General features: G+C 60.7%; 20 protein-coding genes and 1 riboswitch. Of the genes, 8 read left to right on the top strand and 12 right to left on the bottom strand.

What is annotated here, in order from left to right:
* Positions 1-38: 38 nt before the first annotated feature.
* The 3 genes from A0251_RS04190 to A0251_RS04180 are packed head-to-tail and all read left to right on the top strand — an operon-like array spanning position 39 to position 3013.
* Entirely contained in the window at positions 39-398 is a 360-nt protein-coding gene (locus A0251_RS04190; protein ID WP_062815593.1) for a hypothetical protein, read from the top strand.
* 36 nt (positions 399-434) lie between these two features.
* Positions 435-2279: a copper resistance system multicopper oxidase gene (locus A0251_RS04185; RefSeq protein WP_062815592.1), complete on the top strand. Its 1845-nt coding sequence runs from the start codon at positions 435-437 to the stop codon at positions 2277-2279.
* Positions 2276-3013 (top strand): copper resistance protein B, encoded by a 738-nt coding sequence (locus A0251_RS04180; RefSeq protein ID WP_231874155.1) that lies wholly within the window; start codon positions 2276-2278, stop codon positions 3011-3013. The genes A0251_RS04185 and A0251_RS04180 overlap by 4 nt, the downstream gene beginning before the upstream one ends.
* A gap of 123 nt (positions 3014-3136) precedes the next feature.
* Here A0251_RS04180 and can read toward each other — a convergent pair whose 3' ends face one another.
* Together can and moaA are read right to left on the bottom strand one after the other, a co-directional pair.
* Positions 3137-3784: a carbonate dehydratase gene (gene can, locus A0251_RS04175; RefSeq protein ID WP_062815591.1), complete on the bottom strand. Its 648-nt coding sequence runs from the start codon at positions 3782-3784 to the stop codon at positions 3137-3139.
* 49 nt (positions 3785-3833) lie between these two features.
* Positions 3834-4847: a GTP 3',8-cyclase MoaA gene (gene moaA / locus A0251_RS04170; RefSeq protein WP_062815590.1), complete on the bottom strand. Its 1014-nt coding sequence runs from the start codon at positions 4845-4847 to the stop codon at positions 3834-3836.
* 272 nt (positions 4848-5119) lie between these two features.
* Here moaA and A0251_RS04165 point away from each other — a divergent pair, with 272 nt between their 5' ends.
* On the top strand, positions 5120-5608 hold the full coding sequence (locus tag A0251_RS04165) for a peptidylprolyl isomerase (RefSeq protein ID WP_062815988.1): 489 nt from the start codon (positions 5120-5122) through the stop codon (positions 5606-5608).
* 263 nt (positions 5609-5871) lie between these two features.
* A complete protein-coding gene (locus tag A0251_RS04160; protein ID WP_062815589.1) occupies positions 5872-6879 on the top strand; it encodes a putative solute-binding protein in 1008 nt (335 codons plus the stop codon).
* A gap of 32 nt (positions 6880-6911) precedes the next feature.
* Here A0251_RS04160 and A0251_RS04155 read toward each other — a convergent pair whose 3' ends face one another.
* From A0251_RS04155 to A0251_RS04130, 6 genes are all read right to left on the bottom strand, one after another.
* Positions 6912-8360 carry a cobyric acid synthase gene (locus A0251_RS04155; RefSeq protein ID WP_062815588.1) on the bottom strand — a complete coding sequence of 483 codons (1449 nt, stop codon included), beginning with the start codon at positions 8358-8360 and terminating at the stop codon, positions 6912-6914.
* A gap of 166 nt (positions 8361-8526) precedes the next feature.
* Positions 8527-9138, bottom strand: coding sequence for a cob(I)yrinic acid a,c-diamide adenosyltransferase (gene cobO / locus A0251_RS04150; protein ID WP_062815587.1), 612 nt, complete (start codon positions 9136-9138; stop codon positions 8527-8529).
* 138 nt (positions 9139-9276) lie between these two features.
* Entirely contained in the window at positions 9277-10041 is a 765-nt protein-coding gene (locus tag A0251_RS04145; protein ID WP_062815586.1) for an ABC transporter ATP-binding protein, read from the bottom strand.
* Complete coding sequence (locus tag A0251_RS04140; RefSeq protein WP_062815986.1) at positions 10041-10982, bottom strand: iron ABC transporter permease; 942 nt, start codon at positions 10980-10982, stop codon at positions 10041-10043. Before A0251_RS04140 ends, A0251_RS04145 begins: the two co-directional genes overlap by 1 nt.
* 25 nt (positions 10983-11007) lie before the next feature.
* Positions 11008-11907, bottom strand: a complete 900-nt coding sequence (locus A0251_RS04135) for a cobalamin-binding protein (protein ID WP_082810752.1) — start codon at positions 11905-11907, stop codon at positions 11008-11010.
* Between the two features lie 19 nt (positions 11908-11926).
* Positions 11927-13756: a TonB-dependent receptor domain-containing protein gene (locus A0251_RS04130; protein ID WP_062815585.1), complete on the bottom strand. Its 1830-nt coding sequence runs from the start codon at positions 13754-13756 to the stop codon at positions 11927-11929.
* A 115-nt stretch (positions 13757-13871) separates the two neighbouring features.
* Positions 13872-14111, bottom strand: a riboswitch (cobalamin riboswitch).
* A gap of 273 nt (positions 14112-14384) precedes the next feature.
* Here A0251_RS04130 and cobT point away from each other — a divergent pair.
* Together cobT and A0251_RS04120 are read left to right on the top strand one after the other, a co-directional pair.
* Positions 14385-15437, top strand: a complete 1053-nt coding sequence (cobT, locus tag A0251_RS04125; protein WP_062815584.1) for a nicotinate-nucleotide--dimethylbenzimidazole phosphoribosyltransferase — start codon at positions 14385-14387, stop codon at positions 15435-15437.
* A gap of 73 nt (positions 15438-15510) precedes the next feature.
* Positions 15511-16107 carry a histidine phosphatase family protein gene (locus A0251_RS04120; protein ID WP_062815583.1) on the top strand — a complete coding sequence of 199 codons (597 nt, stop codon included), beginning with the start codon at positions 15511-15513 and terminating at the stop codon, positions 16105-16107.
* Between the two features lie 195 nt (positions 16108-16302).
* Here A0251_RS04120 and cobU read toward each other — a convergent pair whose 3' ends face one another.
* From cobU to moaB, 4 genes are all read right to left on the bottom strand, one after another.
* A complete protein-coding gene (cobU, locus tag A0251_RS04115) occupies positions 16303-16821 on the bottom strand; it encodes a bifunctional adenosylcobinamide kinase/adenosylcobinamide-phosphate guanylyltransferase (protein WP_062815582.1) in 519 nt (172 codons plus the stop codon).
* Positions 16821-17399, bottom strand: coding sequence for an alkylphosphonate utilization protein (locus A0251_RS04110; RefSeq protein ID WP_062815581.1), 579 nt, complete (start codon positions 17397-17399; stop codon positions 16821-16823). The genes cobU and A0251_RS04110 overlap by 1 nt, the downstream gene beginning before the upstream one ends.
* A 193-nt stretch (positions 17400-17592) precedes the next feature.
* Positions 17593-18813, bottom strand: a complete 1221-nt coding sequence (gene glp / locus A0251_RS04105; protein WP_062815580.1) for a gephyrin-like molybdotransferase Glp — start codon at positions 18811-18813, stop codon at positions 17593-17595.
* Between the two features lie 28 nt (positions 18814-18841).
* Positions 18842-19354, bottom strand: coding sequence for a molybdenum cofactor biosynthesis protein B (moaB, locus tag A0251_RS04100; protein ID WP_062815985.1), 513 nt, complete (start codon positions 19352-19354; stop codon positions 18842-18844).
* A 157-nt stretch (positions 19355-19511) separates the two neighbouring features.
* On the opposite strand from moaB, the gene A0251_RS04095 reads away from it, so the two are divergent.
* Positions 19512-20879: a cytochrome P450 gene (locus A0251_RS04095; RefSeq protein ID WP_231874154.1), complete on the top strand. Its 1368-nt coding sequence runs from the start codon at positions 19512-19514 to the stop codon at positions 20877-20879.
* Positions 20880-20906: the final 27 nt, after the last annotated feature.

Below are 20906 nucleotides of genomic sequence, written 5' to 3'. Positions count from 1 at the left end.
TTTGACCTTGGGGTAGCCCCGAGGTTAATAATGGTTTCATGAACCGATACCTGCGCCCCCATCACCGGCCCTTGCTGGCCGGCCTGCTTGCCATCCTGATGCTGGTGGTGACAAGCAGTTTGTCTGCGCAGGTTTCTGTCGGTCATCGGGATACCGCCCCCCAGACCCACTGCCATCACCATGCAGAGATGGCACAGCCAGATCCTGGCGACAGTCAGCACTGCCCCCAGGATGACGCCTGCCAGTGTCTGACCGTCTGCCAGATCAGTGCCACCACCGTGGCCCTGTTCAGCGGCCAGGCGGAGGTTCCCGATCGCCCGTGGCACCCCGGTCTGGAGAGCAGCCTGCACGACGGCATCCACCACCTGCCGTTACGGCCACCCTCCCTGATTGTTTGAGTTCGTTTTCACACTCAAACAATCAGGAGATACATCATGAAAACCGCAGATCCGTTTTCCCTGCCACGACGTCGTTTCGTGCAGGGTCTGGCGCTGGGCGCCACCGGCCTGGGACTGGGGCTGACACCCGGCCAGCTGCTGGCCCGCCAGGGTCATACCGGCGCCCCCACCCTCAGTGGTGACACCTTCCACCTGACCCTGGGCGGCGCCGACGTGAACATCACCGGCAAGACCCGACCGGCCACCACCATCAACGGCATCGTCCCCGGCCCCACCCTGCGCTGGCGCGAAGGCGACACCGTCACCCTCAAGGTCACCAACATGCTGCCGGAAACCAGCTCCATCCACTGGCATGGCCTGCTGCTGCCGTTTGAAATGGATGGCGTGCCCGGCCTGTCATTCGATGGCATCAAACCCGGTGAAACCTTCACCTACCGTTTTCCGGTCAAGCAGAGCGGTACTTACTGGTATCACAGCCATTCCGGTTTTCAGGAACAGACCGGCCTGTACGGTTCCATCATCATTGATCCGAAAAACCCTGAGCCGCATGCCGTGGACCGGGACCAGGTCATCGTGCTGTCAGACTGGAGTGACGAGGACCCGAAGCACATCTTCGCCACCCTGAAAAAACTCAGCCACTACTACAATTTCAATGAGCGCACCGTGTTCGACACCCTGCGCGATTTCCGCGACAAGGGCGTAATCCAGACCCTCAAGGATCGCCATATGTGGAACACCATGCGCATGAACGACCGGGACCTGGCCGACGTGACCGGTTACACCTACACCTACCTGATGAATGGCCAGAGCCCCAACGGCAACTGGACCTGCCAGTTCAATCCGGGTGAACGCCTCCGCCTGCGCTTTATCAACGCCAGCGCCATGACCTTCTTCGACATCCGCATTCCCGGCCTGGACATGACGGTGATTGAAATGGATGGTCAGCCGGTCAAACCGGTGCCTTTCCACGAGGTGCGCCTGGGTGTGGCAGAAACCCTGGATGTGATCGTGGAACCCAAAGCGGACCAGGCCTACACCCTGTTTGCCCAGAGTATCGACCGCAGTGGCTTTGCCCGTGGCACCCTGACCCCGAACCCGGCCATGTCAGCGCCAGTGCCGGAGATGGATCCGCCACCGTTGCTGGGCCATACCGAAATGGGCATGGGCGCCATGCAGCACGGCGACGGTCATGAAGGCATGGACCATGGGCAGATGAACCACAACATGGCAGGCATGAAGCACAGCGATCACGGCAACGCCGTCCCCTTTGCCATCGATCCCAACAACCCGGACCTGCCGCCCAGAAACAACGCCACCGACCATGCCGCCACGGAATATGGACCCGGTGTGGACATGCGCGCCATGGCCCCGGGTGAGATGCTTGCCGACCCGGGTATCGGCCTGCGCGACCGGGACTGGAAAGTGCTCACCTATGCGGACCTGGAAACCGCTGGCGGGCCACCGGACAGCCTGCACCCGGAACGGGAAATCGTGTTGCACCTGACCGGCAACATGAGCCGCTACATGTGGAGCTTCAACGGCATTCCCTTTGCGGATGCCGTTCCCCTGGAGCTTTACCACAACGAGCGGGTTCGCATTACCCTGGTCAACGACACCATGATGACCCACCCCATCCATCTGCATGGCCTGTGGAGCGATCTGGAAGTAGGCGGTGGCAAACTGCTTCGCAAGCACACCGTCACCGTGAAACCCGGCGAAAAACTCAGCTACCTGGTGCGCGCCGATACCCTTGGCCGCTGGGCCTATCACTGCCACCTGCTTTACCACATGGACGCGGGCATGTTCCGGGAAGTGCGTGTGGTCGAAGCGCCAGCGGATGGCAGCCACGCACACCATGGCGCTCACGGGGAGGACGCATGATGAAAACACCGCCCCTTCTGCTCAGCGCCCTGACCGCCATGACCGTCGCCATGCCGGCCTGGTCCATGAGCGAACACCCGCCCCGCTTCAGCAAAGTACTGGTCGACCAGCTTGAGCTGCGTGACAGCGACGAAGGGACGGTGCTGGGCTGGGATGCCAACGCCTGGTACGGCAGCGACCTGAACAAGCTGTACCTGTCCACGGAAGGCGAACGGCTCATGGCCCCGGAACACGGCGACGAAGACGCCGGCACGGAAAGCGCACAAACCCGCCTGGCCTGGAGTCACGCCTTCGCCCCCTACTGGGACTGGCAGCTGGGCTGGCGCCGCGACTGGCAACCCGACCATCCCAACCGGGACTGGGCCAGCCTGGGTATCCAGGGCCTGGCACCCTACTGGTTCGAGGTTGATGCCCAGCTGTTTCTGGGCGAAGACAGCCTCAGTGAACTGCGTCTGGAAGCGGAATACGAGCTGATGCTGACCCAGCGCCTGGCGCTGGTGCCGGAGGTGGAAGCCCGCTTTTACGGCAAGGACGATGACGACCTGGGGGTTGGCGATGGTCTGGTGGCCATCGAATCCGGCCTGCGACTACGCTACGAAATCCGCCGGGAGCTGGCGCCCTACATCGGCGTGCACTGGGAAAAGCAGTACGGCGACACCGCCGACAGCACGCGGGCGGCAGGCGGTGGTCCGGAGGAGGCATCGTTGGTGGCCGGGGTCTACTTCTGGTTCTGACGAACCCAATGAAATCTTGCGTAGGGTGCCACTGAGCCTGAGGCGAACTGCACCGTTGACCGAAGGTGGTTGGTGCAGTTCGCCTTAGGCTCAGTGCACCCTACGGGGATCCCTTCAGGGCCCTTATGCTGAGGAATTATCGTATTCCTCGTTTTCCAGCGTCCGCAGTTCCCGGTTGTTCTGAATCTGGATATCCAGATCCCGCAGGCGACCGTCGCCGATACCGTAAATCCAGCCATGGATGGTCAGTGGCTGATCCCGGCGCCAGGCTTCCTGAACCACCGTGGTGTTGGCCACATTGATGACCTGACGGGCCACGTTCAGTTCACACATGCGGTCCAGTTGGGCCTTTTCATCGGGCAGCTTGATCAGGTGTTTGCGGTTACGCAGATACAGCTCACGCACCTGCCGCAGCCAGTTGTCGATCAGACCATGGGGCACATCTTCCATGGAGGCTTTGACCCCGCCGCAACCATAGTGCCCCACCACCATGATGTGCTTCACCTTCAGCACATCCACGGCGAACTGCAGCACCGACAGCAGGTTCAGGTCGGTGTGATTCACCAGATTGGCCACGTTGCGGTGCACAAACAGCTCGCCGGGCATCAGCCCCACCACCTCGTTGGCCGGTACGCGAGAGTCCGCACAGCCAATCCACAGATACTGCGGACTCTGCTGTTCGCCCAGCGCCTTGAAGAAGCCCGGGTGCTCCTGCTCGATGTCGTGACGCCATTGCTCGTTGTTGCTGAAGAGTTCGGGAAGGGATTTCATGGTCTCTCGCTACATTCATGGACTGGACGCCAGGCAGGTCACCCGGGCGTTAACCACCGGTCATATTCATGAACCGTACCAGTTGCTCGCCCGGGGCCAGGTTAAAGTCGTGCCGTTCCGGTTTGATTGCCATGGCATCAATGATTGCCTGACGCAGGGGGGCATCATCCGTGGGGTGAGCCCGCAGTACCGCGCGCAGGTCCACACTGTGTTCGTGCCCCAGGCAAAGAAGCATACGGCCCTCGGCGGTAATCCGCACCCGATTACACAAATAGCAAAAATTTTGTGAGTGGGGAGAGATAAAGCCGATACGGCTGTCACTGCCCGGTACCTGCCAATAGCGGGACGGCCCGCCGGTCTTTTCCGCCATGGGCACCAGGGTCAGGCGCTCGCAGAGCTGATCCCGGAGTTCTTCGGAGGAGACAAACGCCTGCCCCCGGTCATGCTCACTGATCTCCCCCAGGGGCATTTCCTCGATAAAAGAGATATCCAGTCCTCTATCGAGGGCGAAATCCACCAGCGCTGGCACCTCGTCCTGGTTTCGACCACGCAGGATCACGCTATTGAGCTTGATACGGCGGAAGCCGGCCCGGCGGGCCGCCTCAATGCCCGCCAACACCTTGCCCAGGTCGCCAGTGCGCGTCAGGGCGCGGAAACGTTGCGGGTCCAGGGAATCCAGGCTGATATTGAGCCGATCCAGACCGCCAGCCTTCAGATCCCCCGCAAAACGGCCCAACCCGGCGCCGTTGGTGGTCATATTCAGTTCATCCAGCCCCGGAATCGCACCAAGATAGCGCACCAGATTTGTCACATCACGGCGCACCAGCGGCTCCCCCCCGGTCAACCGGATCCGCCGCACCCCCAGCGCCACCAGCACCCGGCCCAGCCGCCCCATCTCCTCCAGAGTCAGCACCTGGGCCCGGGGCACAAAGGTCATATCCTCCGCCATGCAGTACACACAGCGAAAATCGCAACGGTCCGTCACCGACAACCGCACATAGTCGATAGTGCGACCAAAGCGGTCCTGCAGTAGCGGATTGTCAGTGAAAGTATCAGCGGCCATGGCAGTACTGTAGCAAATGCGGGGCCAAGCCGGGGAACCGGCGCTTACTCGGGCAATAACCTCCCGGTTCCGCCCTCCTGTGGAGCCCTTCGTGGCTCCCCAGCCCCTGTTGGCTACCCCACGCCCGTCGGCCGGTACTGGCTCCGGTTGGTCAGGCCCTTGCCGGTCTTGTTAGAATGTTCGCCGACCTGAATGCGGGGCGCAGCCGGACCATGAAACGCCATGTCCGCCATACCCCTTATTCCGAATTCATCCACCCCAAAAGGGTTTCCATGCAAATTTCTGAAAACACCGTAGTGTCCATCCACTACACCCTCACCAACAACGCCGGCGAGACCATCGATTCCTCCATCCAGCGTGGCGAGCCCCTGGCCTACCTGCACGGCGCAGGCAATATCATTCCCGGTCTGGAAAAAGCCCTGGTGGGCAAGGCCGCCGGCGACAAGCTGGACGTGACCGTTAACCCGGAAGAAGGCTATGGCGAGCGTCACGAGCAGCTGATCCAGCAAGTGCCGAAAACCGCTTTCGAAGGCAACGAAGAGAACCTGCAGCCGGGCATGCAGTTCCAGGCCCAGACCGAAGCCGGTCCGCGTATCTTCACCATCACCGCTGTGGAAGGTGATGAAGTGACCGTTGATGGCAACCACCCGCTGGCAGGCGAAACCCTGAACTTCGCCGTGGAAGTCACCGAAGTGCGTGAAGCCTCCGACGAAGAGAAAGAGCACGGCCACGTACACGGCCCGGAAGGCCACGACCACTAAGGTCTGACCCTCCAGAAAAAAGGCGCCATTGGCGCCTTTTTTATTTACTCCCTTAACCCCCCACAAACCTGTACCACAGTGAATGCAGGGTGAATTCGGCACCGTTTTCTGCCTCCTTTCTTATCAAAATGACAGCGCTCCCCGGCTTGCTCCACTTTCTTGTTGTCGATTATGCAGACTTTTGTAAAGCCATATTGAATGTATCCTCAGCGGCCAAATAGGATCGATGCTCTTTGATTTTTCTGTTTTTACGGGAGAGCTTCATGCGCTACATAACGATATTAATTCTTTCCGCTTTGCTTTCGAGTATTTCCCTGTCTGCTCACGCACTGGAAAAACGAAAATTCTGTGTTTTCGACATCATTGGCGCTAACGGTGATATCTATAACATCATGAAGGATTACAAAACCGCCGCCGTTGCCTGGGGCGTGGATGTGGAACTCAAGCCCTTCACCGATGAAAAGATCGCCGCAGAAGATCTGAAAGCCGGCCAATGTGACGCCGCCGTCCTCACCGGTATTCGTGGCCGTCAATTCAACAGCTTCACCGGCAGCATGGATTCCATTGGCGCCATTCCCAGCTATGAAGCCATGAGAACCGTGATTTCTGTTATTGCCAGTGACACCCCCTCCATCAACAAGCAACTGGTATCCGGCCCCTACGAAGTTGGCGGCGTGGTTCCCATGGGCGCGGCATTTCTTTTCCTGAAGGATCAGGAACTGGATACCGTAGAAGAGTTGTCCGGGAAATCCATCGCCGTGCTTGAATACGACAGCGCCCAGGCGAACATGGCTTCCCGTGTTGGCATGTCACCGGTCATGTCCGACATCACCAACTTCTCTACCCGCTTCAACAACGGTTCCGTGGATATCTGCTTCGCTCCCATCATGGGCTTTTCTGCCCTGGAACTGTACAAGGGCATGGCACCGGATGGCGGCATCCTCGACTATGTACTGGGTCAGCTCAGCGCCCAGATCATTCTCAAGAAAGACCGCTTCCCCGCGGGCTATGCCCAGCAGTCCCGGGAATTCATGTATGGCCAGTTTGACCGTGCCATGCGCGTCATTGATAACGCCAGCAACGAAGTGGAAGACAAGTGGTGGATCCGTATCCCCGATAACGACAAGCTGCGTTACGACGAGATGATGCGCGAAGCGCGCGTGTCCCTGACCCAGGACGGGGTCTACGACAAATCCATGATGAGTCTTCTCAGAAAGGTCCGTTGCAAGCTGGAGCCGTCACGGGCGGAATGCGTTAACCCCATGGAATAATCTTTCGGGGCCGGGAATTTCCCGGCCCTTTTTTATTCTGCCCCCAAAGAAGATAACAGCCTCTCCGTATCAAGGTGCTCTTCGAGCATATCCGCCAGCCGGTCCAGATCCCGCTGCCGATGGTCATCGTAATCCACTGCCCGGTCACCGCGAAGCCCCGCCCACTGCAGTAGCGCGTTGCAGGCTACGGCATTATCGAACAGACCGTGCAGATAACATCCCATGATCTGACCATCGTCACTGATGGCGCCCTCGTCACGGTCACCCAGCCGCAGCATGGGCTTTAACAAAGCCGGCCCTTCGCTGATGCCATTGTGAATTTCGTAACCGTGGATGGCAGCTCCCGCTGGCAAGAAAACGCCCTGCACAGTGCGCAACTGCTTGCCGGAAATCAGTCGGGTGGTCATGGCCAGCCAGCCAAGCCCCGGGCTGCTGCCCGCATCGCTTTCCAGCCCGTCAGGATCCTCAATCCGCTCACCCAGCATCTGGAAGCCCCCGCAAATACCCAGCACCTTGCCACCATAACGCAGGTGTTTTTCGATCTGTTTGTCCCAAGCCTGCTCGCGCAGGAATGCCAGGTCAGCGCGGGTTGCCTTACTACCAGGGAGGATGACCAGATCCGCCGCCGGCCAGACCTCACCCATTTTCACAAAACGCAGCTCCACCTGAGGGTGCAGGCGCAGAGGATCAAAATCATTGTGGTTACTCATGCGCGGCAACACCGGTACCACCACCTTGAGGGCATCGTGCTCATGGTCACCGGGATCGGCCACCGCGTCCTCCGCATCCAGCGTCAGGCCATGCAGGTAGGGCAGCACACCGAACACCGGTTTGCCGGTGCGATCTTCCAGCCAGTCCAACCCGCCCTGCAACAGGGACAGGTCCCCACGAAACCGGTTGATGACAAAGCCCAGGGTGCGTTGCTGCTCGCTCTCTGAAAGCAGATCCAGCGTGCCGGTGAGATGGGCAAAGACCCCACCGCGATCAATGTCCGCCACCAGAATCACCGGGCAATCCACCATTTCGGCAAAGCCCATATTGGCAATATCGTTGTCACGCAGGTTGATTTCCGCCGGACTGCCTGCGCCTTCGGCGATAATCACATCATAACGGGAAGAGAGACCCTGCCAGGCCGCCAGCACTGCCTCACGGGCGGTGTTCTTATAGGCGTGATAATCCAGTGCCTGCATGTTGCCCAGCACCTGGCCACGGAGTATCACCTGGGCCCCCATATCGGTCTGCGGCTTGAGCAACACCGGATTCATGTCACTGTGCGGTTCAATCCCGCAGGCCAGGGCCTGTAGCGCCGTCGACCGTCCAATCTCCCCACCGTCCACGGTCACTGCACTGTTCAACGCCATATTCTGCGGCTTGAACGGCGCCACCGAATACCCCCGCTGAGCAAACCATCGACACAACGCCGCCACCACCGTGCTTTTCCCGGCATCCGACGTACAGCCCTGGACCATCAGAGTAGCCATCAGCAGCAAGCCTCAAGCTTCAAGCTGCAACACGGCGAAAGGCATGGTGTAAACGGCACCATTATCGCCGCGACGCAGAAACCAGGGTTTATTCGCGTCTTATAATTCTTACGCCCGTAATCGTTTTTCCGCGTTGTAGCTTGAAGCTTGTAGCTTGTAGCTTTCTTCAAAGTTCCACGCCCTTCTGCGCCCGCACCCCCTGATCCTTGAACGCATGCTTTACCACTTTCATTTCGGTGACAGTGTCGGCAAGTTCGATCAGCTGCTTTGGCGCATAGCGACCCGTGACAACGGCATGCTGCATGGCGGGACGGTTCTGCAGGTCATCGAGCACGGTATCCAGGTCCAGATACTCATAACGCAGCGCAATGTTCAGTTCGTCCAGCAACACCATGTGGTAGCTGTCGTCCTGAAGCATTTTTTTTGCGATATCCCAGGCAGCACTGGCAGCAGCCACATCCTTTTCCCGGTCCTGGGTATCCCAGGTATAACCCTCGCCCATGACGTGGTAATCCACATTGGGCAGATCGCGAAAAAAGGCTTCTTCACCGGTACTGAATGCGCCCTTGATAAACTGCACCACGCCCACCTTCATGCCATGCCCCAGGGCCCGGGCCAGCATGCCGAACCCGGAACTGCTCTTGCCTTTGCCGGGTCCGGTGAGCACCAGCAGGATGCCCTGATCCTTGTCCGCATTGGCAATCCGCTCACGCATGATTTGCTGTTTCTTTTCCATCCGCCAGGCATGGCGCTCAGGACTCTTCGGATCGGGTTTCATACTGTTTTCCATTTTTTGGTTCTTTTCTCAACGCTGTGGTTCACTCCGTAGGAGCTATGCTTGCATGGCGAACTGACGGGCGATCTGAGCAAGCCGGTTCGCCATGCAAGCATAGCTCCTACGGCCCATTAACCGTTTTCATGCCGGCACAAAAACCGGCGCACCATTGATGTTCCCCACACTGAGTTTCTGGTCATACAACCGCTCCAGCGCTGCCGGCACCAGCATGGTCTCGGCAGGGCCGAAGCACAGCTCGCCATCGGGATAGAGCAGCAACAGGTGATCACACCAACGGGCGGCCAGGTTGAGATCATGCAGACACATGAATACCGCCGCGCCCTCTTCCGCCTGGCGATGCAGCAGCTCCATCACCGCCACCTGATGATGCAGATCCAGATGATTGGTGGGCTCATCCGCCAGCCAGATGGCCGGCTGCTGGGTCAGTGCCGTGGCAATGGCCACCCGCTGGCGCTCCCCGCCGGAGAGGGTGTTGACCAGCCGATCACCGAGCAACCCCAGCGACAGGGCCTCCATGGCCTGATTGGCCAGACGCAGATCCCTGGCGGTTTCCCGCTGCCAGGGCGACAGAAAAGGGTGACGGCCAATCAGCACCGTTTCCCGGACCGTGGCCGGGAAACTGTCCTGACGTTCCTGAAAAACCACCGCCAGTTTTTGCGCCAATTGCCGACGGCGCAGTTGAGTCAGACAGTCACCGTCCAGCGACACCTGACCACTGCGTGGCGGCCTTAATCCGGCCAGGGTATGCAGCAGGGCGGACTTGCCCGCACCATTGGGGCCCAGCACCCCCCAGCGCTGTCCCGGCAAAATCCGCGCGGAAAATGGCTGCCCTGCCGCACGGCCGGGAATATCCACTACCAGATTGCTGGCTTCGAGGATCGCCATCACCGACTCCGGTACAACAGAAACAGAAAAGTGGGCACCCCGAGCAGCGCCGTAATCACCCCCACCGGCAACTGCTCCGGGGCCATCATGGTCCGCGCCAGGGTATCGGCGATGGTGAGCAAGGCACCACCCGCCATGACACTGGCCGGCAGAATCAGGCGCTGATCATTGCCCAGAACCAGTCGCAGCATGTGCGGCACTATCAGGCCAACAAAACCCACACTACCGGCCGTGGTCACGGCCACCGCCGTGAGCAGACTGGCCAACCCATAGACCAGCCAGGCAAGTGGCTTCACCGCCACCCCCAGGGCCGCGGCCTGCAATGGCCCCCGGGCCAACACATTGAGGCTGCGCCCCAGCGGCAGGGTCACGATCAGCACCGGGATCAACACCAGCCAGGCCAGCCACGGCGAGCGGGCATAACTCAGATCGCCCATCAGCCAGTAGAGCATGCCGGGCAAACGGTCCGCGGGACTCAGCGACAACATGAAGGTAATCACTGCCCCCCAGCCGGCCGCGATCACCACACCGGTGAGCAACAGGCGCGTCGGCGTCCAGCTGCCTCGTCCCTGGGCCAGACCGAACACCAGCAGGGTGGAAAGCAGTGCACCGGCAAAGGCGGAGCCGGACACCATGGCGGTACCCAGCCCCAACAACATGGACGCCAGCGCCCCCACCGCCGCACCACCGGAAATACCGAGCACGTAAGGATCCGCCAGCGGGTTACGCAACAACACCTGCATCAGGGCGCCGGCCAGGGCCAGCAAACCACCGGTGGCAAAGGCCGCCAGGGCACGGGGCAAGCGCAGGGAAAACACCAATTCACCGAACAGCGGATCTCCCCGACCAGCCACCGCCATCGACAACTCCGAGAGGCTCATGGACACACTGCCAACGGTCACCGCCAGCAATAGCGACAGCACACCCAGTGCCGCCAGCATCAGCAGGGAATAGATGGCTCGGCGACTAATCACGGGCGCGCACGGTGTCGAGATGGCTGCACAGGGTACGGGTGCCCGCCAGCATCTGTGGGGTGGGCCGCTGCAGGGTGGACGGAGCCACAAAGAACAGGTTGCCGGACTGCACCGCACGCAAGGAAGCAAACTGCTTCCAGGGCTCCAGCCAGGATGGATCATCCTCGCCCATGCCTCCAGCGATGATCACTTCCGGGTCCTTGGCCAGTACCGCCTCACGGCTGATTTTGGGTGCCAGCGCGGCCAGCTCACCGAACACATTGACGCCACCGCAAATCTCAATCGCCTCGCTGATCAGGTGCGCGTTATTCACGGTCATCAGGGGCTCTTCCCAGACCTGGTAGAACACTGTCACCGGTGCCGCCTCCGCATAGCGTTGGCGCAGGGAATCCATACCACTGCGCAGGGAATCTGCCGCCCCCTGCCCCACCGCTTCGGTCCCGGCCAGCACAGCCAGGCGTTCCAGAGTGGTGCTGATATCGTCAAAGCGACGCGGCTCGCTGTGGTACACCGGCACGCCCATGATCTGCAGGCGCTCCACCTGCTCCATGGGGTTCCCACTCTGCCAGGCAACGATCAGATCCGGCTTCAGGGCCAGTATCGCCTCCAGGTCCAGCCGATTGTAGCTACCCACCCGCGGCAGTTTTTTTGCCGCCGGCGGATAGTCACTGAAACTCACCGCCCCGACCAGTTGTTCACCGGCACCGGCGGCGAACACCAGTTCGGTGGCACCGGGAGACAGGGCAATAATGCGAGTGGCCGGCTGGTCCAGGCAGACCTGCCGATCCGTATCATCGGTGACACAGACCTGTGCCCGGGCCAGCCCGCTCCCCAGCCACAGCATGACGGCCAACAGGGGAAGACAACGGCATAACAGACGGGCTGGGGGCATGGCGGACTCCGGGTTTCAGTTACTGCACATCGTAACGCAGGCTTACCATTACGGAACGCCCGGCGTTCAGATAGTTCCAGCCGCTGAAGTTCCTGGCAGTGGCATACTCTTTATCGAGCACGTTTTTCAGCGTCAGGCGGGTGGACCAGTTCGGCGCGAACTGCCAGCCGGCACGCAGGTCCAGCAGACCGAATCCGGACAGACGCTGGGTGTTGGCGGCATCGTTGTAGCGATGCCCCTGAAAACTGGCAGTGCCCCCCAGGGTCACGGTGCCGATGCGTCGATCCACATCCACCCGACCCAACCGCTGGGCACGACGGGGAATGACGGTATCGGTATCCCGGTCTTCCGGCTTCAGGGCAGAGAACGCCACCCGTACCTGCCACTGTTGCCAGTCCATCCCCAGGGCCAGTTCCGCGCCTTCGATACGGGCCTTGTTCACATTGAACGAGGAGCCTCTGCTGCCGTCATAAACAATCAGATCATCAATGTTGGTACGGTACACTGCCGCATCCCAGAACCAGTGTTCATACTGGCCCCGCACACCCAGCTCACCGGTTTCCGAGGACTCCGGCTTCAGATTCGGGTTACTGAAAAAGAACGGCGGCGAATCCGGGAAATACAGATCGTTGAAGGTTGGCGCCTTGAACGCCGTGCCGTAACTGAGCCGCACCCGATGCGCAGTGTCCAGCTTGTAGCCCAGTGCTGCAGCCCCGGTCACTTTGCTGCCGTAGGCATCGTTGTCGTCGTGCCGCAGGCTGCCCTGCACATCCAGCGGGCCGAAGTGCAACAGCGCCTGGCCAAACGCCGCCTTGTTGTCCCGGTCGGTCACGTCATACTCGTTGCTGCTGGTGATCTCGTCACGCAGATACTCGCCGCCCAGCACAAACTGATGGGCACCGACCGCGAAAATATTCTGCCAATTGACAGTGCGGGTGCGGGTATCGAAGACACCATTGCTGACGTCATTGGCAAAGTCTTCGCTTTCGTCCTTGGCCTGGCTGATCAGCACCTTGGTCTGCCAGCTACCGGTGAGCATCACCTCGCCTTTCAGGCCAGCCACTTCCAGTGCGTAGTCGATATTTCTGTCGTCCGCCGGGGTGCTGCCTTCGAATTCGGTATTCCCCTGGGTATGAAAACCGAACACCCCGATTTCACCACGATCGCCAAAGCGATGGCTGATTTTGGCAATGCCGGCAGTGTTGTCGTAGCCGCGCTCCTCGCTGTTTTCGCGCAGCTCGATGCCATTGGTGCGGAAGCGATTGATGCCCAGGGTATATCGGGTACCGCCCTGTTCGCCGGACACCCCGGCACCCGCATTCATGGTGCCAAAACTGCCGGTGCCGAAATCCAGCCAGCTACCGTCGTCCCGGGTAAAGAGCTGCACCACGCCACCCACCGCATCGGCACCGTACAGGGAGCCCCGCGGCCCACGAACCACCTCGACCCGCTCCAGCATGGCCGGCGGTAGATATTGCCAGGCCGGACTGCCGACAGTGGCGGACCGCAAGCGCACCCCGTCCACCAACAGCAGGGTCGCATTACTGGACGTGCCCCGCATGAAGACACTGGCACTCTTGCCGAAAGAGCCATTACCGGTGGTATCCACACCGGGCTGGCCACGAAGAATATCGGCCATGTCCACCGGTTGCTGGTCGCGGAGTTGCTGCTCATCAATCACCGTGACCGAAGACAGTGACGCCTCGGTAGTACGGCTGACCAGCACGGGGGTGACCACCACCGGATTCAGCATGGCGATCTGTTGTGATGAGGCCGTATTCGCCTGCACCGCCGACGGCAAGACAGACAAGGACAGGGCGGCAGGTGCCACCAGTAAACGCAAAGACATGAAGGAGATCCCCTGTTGCCGTGCCCACCCGCACGGCCTGGATTCAGCCGCGGAGACACAACAGGGATAACCGGCACCGGACAGTACCGTGACACCCCGCCATCGCCCACCGCGACGCCAAGTTTCACCTTCTGGCCGGTCTCCGGGCTGATGAGCGAGAGGGAATCCCTCGGCGCGTTCGCCTTCCCATGCACCCTCTCGGGCTTTGGCACAGTGGCACTACGAAACGCGGTTAACTCAATCACCGTTGCGGGGGCAGCGTCGGACTGGCATTGCTGGGGCAGCAAAGCGCACCGACTTCCCGTTTAACCCGGCTGTGTGTGAACAGGCGGGCACCGGAAGGTGGCGCGAAATTACCAACGGCGGCAGCAATAAGCAAATGGATATGCCCTGCTTGAGGAAAATTCAGGGCCCGTTGAGATCTGCTAATACTCCCCCCTCCTCTGTTGGAGCCTTGCTCGCAAGGCGAAGGGCCGACGTCTACGATCATCGTTTTCAAGCACTTCGCCTTGCGAGCAAGGCTCCAACGGAAAGTCGGGAAGATCGTGGAAGGCCGTTACTTGACAGCGCTGGACCAGGGGCAGAGGATTTGCCGCTTTCCGGCCCCTGGCCTTTTCGGGAGTGTTCCGTGACCCACTCTGCCCATTGGCAAAAAGCGATTCCCTCGCCCAGTCAGCAACACCGTGAAACCGCCCTGGCCCGCCAGGGGCAGCTCACCAAACCCGCCGGCTCACTGGGTCGCCTGGAAACATTGGCCATTACCCTGGCAGCACTGCAACACACCGACACCCCCGCCGCCGACCGTATCAGCATCGCCGTCTTTGCCGCCGATCACGGCGTCTGTGCCGAAGGCATCTCCGCCTTTCCCCAGGCGGTCACCGGTCAGATGATTGCCAACTTCGTGGCCGGCGGGGCTGCCATCAGTGTTATGGCCCGGCACCTGCAGGCCGGGCTGGAAGTGATCAACCTGGGCACCGCCACGCCGCCCCCTGTCAGCGATGGCGTGATTAATGACAGCATCGCCGCCGGCACCGCCAATCTGGCCCGCCAGTCAGCCATGTCGACGATGCAGCTGGAGCAGGCCCTGGCCGCCGGTGACCGTGCCGCCCAGCGTGCCGCAGACCAGCAGGCCCAGCTGTTTATCGGTGGCGAAATGGGCATCGGTAACACCACCAGCGCCAGCGCCGTGGCCTGTGCTCTGCTGGCCGAACCGGCGGCGGCCCTGGCCGGGCCCGGTACCGGCCTGGATGCGGAGGGCGTCAGCCACAAGATCACCGTGATCGAGCGGGCCCTGGCCCGTCACGGCAACAACCGGGAACCGCTGGCGGTTCTCGCGTCGTTAGGCGGATTTGAAATAGCGGCGCTGGCCGGAGCCATGATCGGCTGTGCCGTCCGGGGCATTCCCGTGCTGGTGGATGGCTTTATTGTTACCGTGGCCGCCCTGGCCGCCGTGCGGCTGCGACCGGAACTGCGTGACTGGCTGTTGTTCGCGCACCATTCCCGGGAACCCGGCCACACCAGGCTGCTCAATGCCCTGGACGCGGAGCCGGTTCTCAACCTGTCCATGCGCCTGGGCGAAGGCAGCGGCGCGGCGGTGGCCGTGCCGGTGATTCGCAGCGCCTGCGCCCTGCATAACGGCATGGCCACCTTTGTCGATGCCGGCGTGGCCAGCTCGCAATAGACAGTAACTCGCTACTGAACCCAGCGACAAAAGAGCAAACAGTCAGTCGCCAAGTTTGGTAACAAGGATAACTATGACCACCACCCTGTTTGATCTGATTCGCCACGGCGAACCCGCCGGCGGTCACATGTATCGCGGCCACAAGGACGATCCGCTCAGCGAGCTGGGCTGGCAACAAATGCGCGATGCCATCCAGACGGACGATCAATGGGATCACATCCTCACCTCCCCGTTACTGCGCTGCCGGGAATTCGCCGCCGAATTGTCAGCACAGCAACATATACCCTTCACCGTGGCCCACGATTTCAAGGAAATCAGCTTCGGTGACTGGGAAGGAAAAACCCGGGAGCAGGTGGCAACGGAATACGGCGATCACCAGACCAACTTCTGGCGCGATGCGGAAAATCATCCCCCGGTGAATGGCGAAACCATCCAGGCGTTTCACCAGCGCATCGGCGATGCCTGGGCACTGTGGCAACAGGCCATGAAAGGGCAGCGGGTATTACTGGTCTGCCACGGCGGCGTGATCCGCATGGTATTGAGTCATGTCCTGGGCATGAGGCCGAGCCAGGCCATGGCAGGATTCCAGGTCCCCTTCGCCTGCCGCTCCCAGGTGCGCATTGATGACACCGAGCACGGCATCTTGCGGTGTCTGGTGAGGCACGGGTAGATAGCGAGCTCCACCGTAGGAGCGTCGCTCGCGGCGCGATTACCAACCTTGGATAAAAACATTTTCACCACAGAGGACACCGAGCACACAGAGAAAAAATATTCTTTTCCTCAGTGATCTCTGTGTCCTCTGTGGTAAATCGATCTTTAAAAGAGGGTCGGAATCGCGCCGCCAGCGACGCTCCTACGGCCAGGCCTACCCCTTCAACGTCAGCGCAATCCCCGCCACCGACATCACCACCCGATCACAGCGTTTTGCCAGTGCCTGATTCAACCAGCCCAGTTCATCGGCAAAGCGGCGGGTGAGCGGGTCCATGCCGATCGTACCGAGCCCGACTTCATTGCTGACGATCACCACCGAGCCCGGATAACCGGCCAAGGCCGTCAGGAAACTTTCCTTTTCCCGCACAAACAGGGCATCGCCGGCATGCAGCAGATTACTTACCCACAGGCTCATGCAATCAATCAATACACAGGGCGGTGGTGACAAGGTGGCCTGGCGGTTCAGGAGGCTGCCCAATTCCACCGGTTCTTCCACCAGCCCCCAGCTGGCAGGACGGCGACGCTGATGCCGACGGATGCGCTCGCTCATTTCGCCATCTCCGGCGGTGGCCGTGGCCACATACACCACCGGGTCAGGTTGCTCCGACACCAACCGTTCTGCCAGGGAACTCTTGCCGGAGCGGATACCACCGAGGATCAGGGAATGTGCCATCAATTCTTTTTCACAAACTGGGTGAGGATAACGATGCGCTGACCTTCCACACGACCTTCGATCTGTTCCGGGTTGTCCTGCACCAGCGAAATATTCCGCACCGGAGTACCGCGCTTGGCGGTGAAGTTGGCGCCCTTCACATTGAGATCCTTGATCAGGGTGACACTGTCACCGGCTTCCAGTACCGCACCATTACTGTCGCGGTGCTCGACCTGGTCTTCCTCGCTCTGCCCTTCCCCGGTGGACTGGGCCCAGGCCAGCGTCTCGTCATCCAGATAGAGCATGTCCAGCAAGTCCTGAGGCCAACCTTCCGCCCGCAGCCGGGTCAGCATCCGCCAGGCCAGCACCTGCACCGCCGGCTCCTGACTCCACATGCTGTCGTTCAGGCAACGCCAGTGGTTGATATCTTCATGGCCGGGATGGTCGATCTGAAAGCTGCAGGTTTCGCACAACAAGGCACTCTGGGCTGCCGTGCCATCCCCTTCCGGCGGCACCGCATACACCGCCAGCGCCTCACCGGCACCGCACAGTTCACAGGTCGAATCGGCTCGCGCCAGCAGGGTGGATTCCAGGGTCATTGCCTTTCTCCTTTACGGGGGCGGCAGTATACACGCCCGGAAGACGTTGGAGCTTTGCTCGCAAAGCGAAGACTTCAGAACACACTCACGTCAATTGAATCGCTTCGCCTTGCGAGCAAGGCTCCAACGGCAGTTTGTTGTCGCTCATCGTGAATCAGCGAGGAAGTTTTTATTGGCGTTCGCGGGCGTCGCATTACAAAAGCATCGCGAACGGCCAGTAGGCGAGCACACTGCCTTGGGAGACGGTTTCCCCCACCGGCACCACCGCCAACCCATCCGCCCACACCGCAGAACTCAACATGCCGGAACTCTGATTGGGGTGTTTTTCCAGCATCGGATTGCCGTTCTTCTGCACACACCGCACCCGTAAATATTCCTGTCGCTTGCCTGCTTTGTTGACTGAAAAATCCACGGGCAGACGGAACGGTTCCGGCAACACCGTTTCGGCACCACAACGGCGTCGCAGGGCGGGCAAGACCAGCATCAGATAGCAAACCAGTACGGCCGACGGATTGCCGGGCAGGCCAAAAAACGGAATGCCGTCCACGCTGCCGCAGGTGAACGGTTTGCCCGGCTTGATCGCCAACCGCCAGAAATCCAGTTGCCCCTGCTGTTCCAGCACCGCACGCAGATGATCTTCTTCCCCCACGGATACGCCACCCGTGGAGATGATCACATCCGGGCGCTGCTGCGGATCCGTCAGCGCGCGGGTGAGGGTATTGCGAATAATGGCCGGGTCGTCAGGCAGATGTTCGCGCTGCACCTCGGCAAAGCCACTCTGTATCAGCAACTGGGTCAGTTGAGGACCATTGCTGTCATAAATTTTTCCAGGCAATGGTGCTTCGTCCGGCGCTTGTAATTCATCGCCGCTGGTCAGTACCAATATCCGGGGGGCATACACCCGCACCCGGGACACCCCCACCGAGGCGATCAGCCCCACAGCCTGGGGAGTCAGGCGCTGGCCGGCATGCATCACCCTCTCATCCCGCCGGGCATCCTGACCCGCCGGGCGAATATTCTGCCCTTCGCTGACCGAAGCCCGGGCCGGCAGACGCACGCGCCCATCGGCGATTTCGCAGTCTTCCTGCATCAACACCGTATCCGCCCCGGCGGGTACCGGCGCACCGGTAAAGATGCGTGCCACCTGACCGGGCATCAGGGTACCCGGCGGATCACCGGCAGCAATGCGCAACGGCATGGGCAGGGTCAGGCCCGGCTCATCCAGATCCGCATAGCGCAGGGCCACGCCATCCACGGCGGCATTATCGAAGGCGGGCACATCCACGCGGGACACCACGTCCTGGGCCAGGTACTGGCCACGGGCATCACCGAGTGCGATCTCCTGCACCCGGGCAAAGGGCGAAGCGCTGTCCAGCAATCGGGCCAGGGCCTCCTCCACCGGCATCAAACTCATCGGCCTTCTCCCTCTGTCATCGTCATCCTCACCGGCGAATCTGGGCGACAAAATTGCAGGGCCGATGGCGGGCATCCAGCTGATCACGAATGATGCGGTCCCAGCCCGTGGCACAGGCATTGTTGGAACCCGGCAGACAGAAGATCACCGTGCGATTGGCCAACCCGGCCAGGCAACGGGACTGGATGGTGGACGAGCCGATATCCGCCACACTGACCTGGCGAAACAATTCACCAAAGCCTTCGATGTGCTTGTCGAACAGCACCCCCAGGGCTTCCGGGGTGGAGTCCCGTCCGGAAAAGCCGGTGCCGCCGGTGGTAATGATGCCTTGAATACGTTCATCGGCAATCCACTCGGACACCACCTTGCGTAACTGGTAGATGTCATCCTTGACGATCTGTCGGGCCTGCAAGTGATGGCCGGCCTCCTCGAGACGGTGGACCAACAGGTCCCCGGAGGTATCGTTTTCGGGGGTACGGGTATCGCTGACGGTCAATACCGCCAGGGCCAGGGGCTCGAAGGCTGCCGCGGGCTTGGACATAGATTTCTCCTTGCTGATGGCGCCAATGCTAGCACGAGCCATGCCACGGTGGCTGGACAGCACATCCCGCATTGACCGCTGCCAACAGCCCCCTGTTCGCCACAGTATGCTCACAGTACATTGACGCTATACAAAGTGTTTATCGGGAGAGCTGACAATGAGCAGCAGCATGGAAACCGCCCAGCAGGATGCCGCCCGCCTGCCGCGCCTGCCACAACGCAAACTGGACAATATCCCGGGAGATTACGGTACGCCCTTACTCGGCGATACCATTCTCTTCCTCAAGGACTACCACAAGCTGGTGACCCAGCGTGCGGAAAAATACGGCCTGGTGTCCAAGGGCTCGATACTGTTTCAACGCGGCGTAACCCTGCTGGGCCCGGAAGCCAATGAGTTTGTCTTCAAGGATCCGGAGCACGTGTTTTCCAGCCGCGCGGCCTGGAACCCCTTCCTGGAAAAGCTGTTCACCGACGGGCTGATCTTGCGTGACTTCGCCGACCACAAGTTCCATCGCCGCATCATGCAGCAGGCCTTCAAGAAGCCGGCACTGGCCAGCTACCTGGACCGCATGAACGCCCACATCAGCAGTCAGATTCAGCCCTGGCAGACCGGCGACACCCTGAGCTTCTTTGATCACATCAAGGCACTGCTGCTGGACGTGGGCGCACAGATTTTCTTCGGCCTGGACATGGGCCCGGAATCCGACAAGGTCAACCAATCCTTTATCGATGCCGCGGATGCGTCCCTGGCGGTGGTGCGTCTGCCCATCCCCGGCACCCTGTGGTACCGGGGCATGACAGGACGCCGCTACCTGGAAAAATTCGTCACCGGCCTGATCCCGCAGAAGCGGGCCAGCGAGACCCCGGATTTCTTCAGTGAACTGTGCAAGGCCGCCGACGAGGAAGGCGGCTTGAGCGATCAGGACGTGATGAATCACATGATCTTCCTGCTGTTCGCCGCCCACGACACCACCACCAGCACCCTGTGCTCCATCATCTATCTGCTGGCAAAACACCCCTACTGGCAGGACCAGCTGGCTGAAGAAATGGCCAGCATGAACAAGGACAGCCTGGACTACGACGAACTGGGCAAGCTGGAAAAAACCGGCTGGGTGTTCCGCGAGACCCTGCGCATGCGCCCGCCGCTCACCACCTTCCCGCGCCGTACCGTGAAAGACGTGACGTTCCAGGGCTACACCCTGCCGCGCAACACGCTGGTCAGCATCTCCCCCCTGTTCACCCATTACATGGAGGAGTACTGGAGCAATCCGCACACCTTCGACCCGGAACGCTTCAGTGACGAGCGCGCCGAACACAAAAAACATTTCTATCAGTGGGTCCCCTTCGGCGGCGGCCACCACAAGTGTCTGGGCCTGAACTTTGCCGAACTGCAGACCAAGACCTTCCTGTTCCACTTCCTGCAGCGCTACAAGGTGTCCCTGAAACCGGGCTACGAGATGCCGGTCCAGCAGGTGCCGCTGATCATGCCCAAGGATGGTTTGCCGGTGGTGTTGGAGAAACGCTGAAAAAACAGTGGCGAGACGCGAGTTTCG

Origin of the sequence: Alcanivorax sp. NBRC 102024, assembly GCF_001602235.1 — a bacterium.
Taxonomy (GTDB): domain Bacteria; phylum Pseudomonadota; class Gammaproteobacteria; order Pseudomonadales; family Alcanivoracaceae; genus Alcanivorax.
Note: the sequence above shows the minus strand (reverse complement) of the source record. Positions and strands in the feature narration are given on the sequence as shown.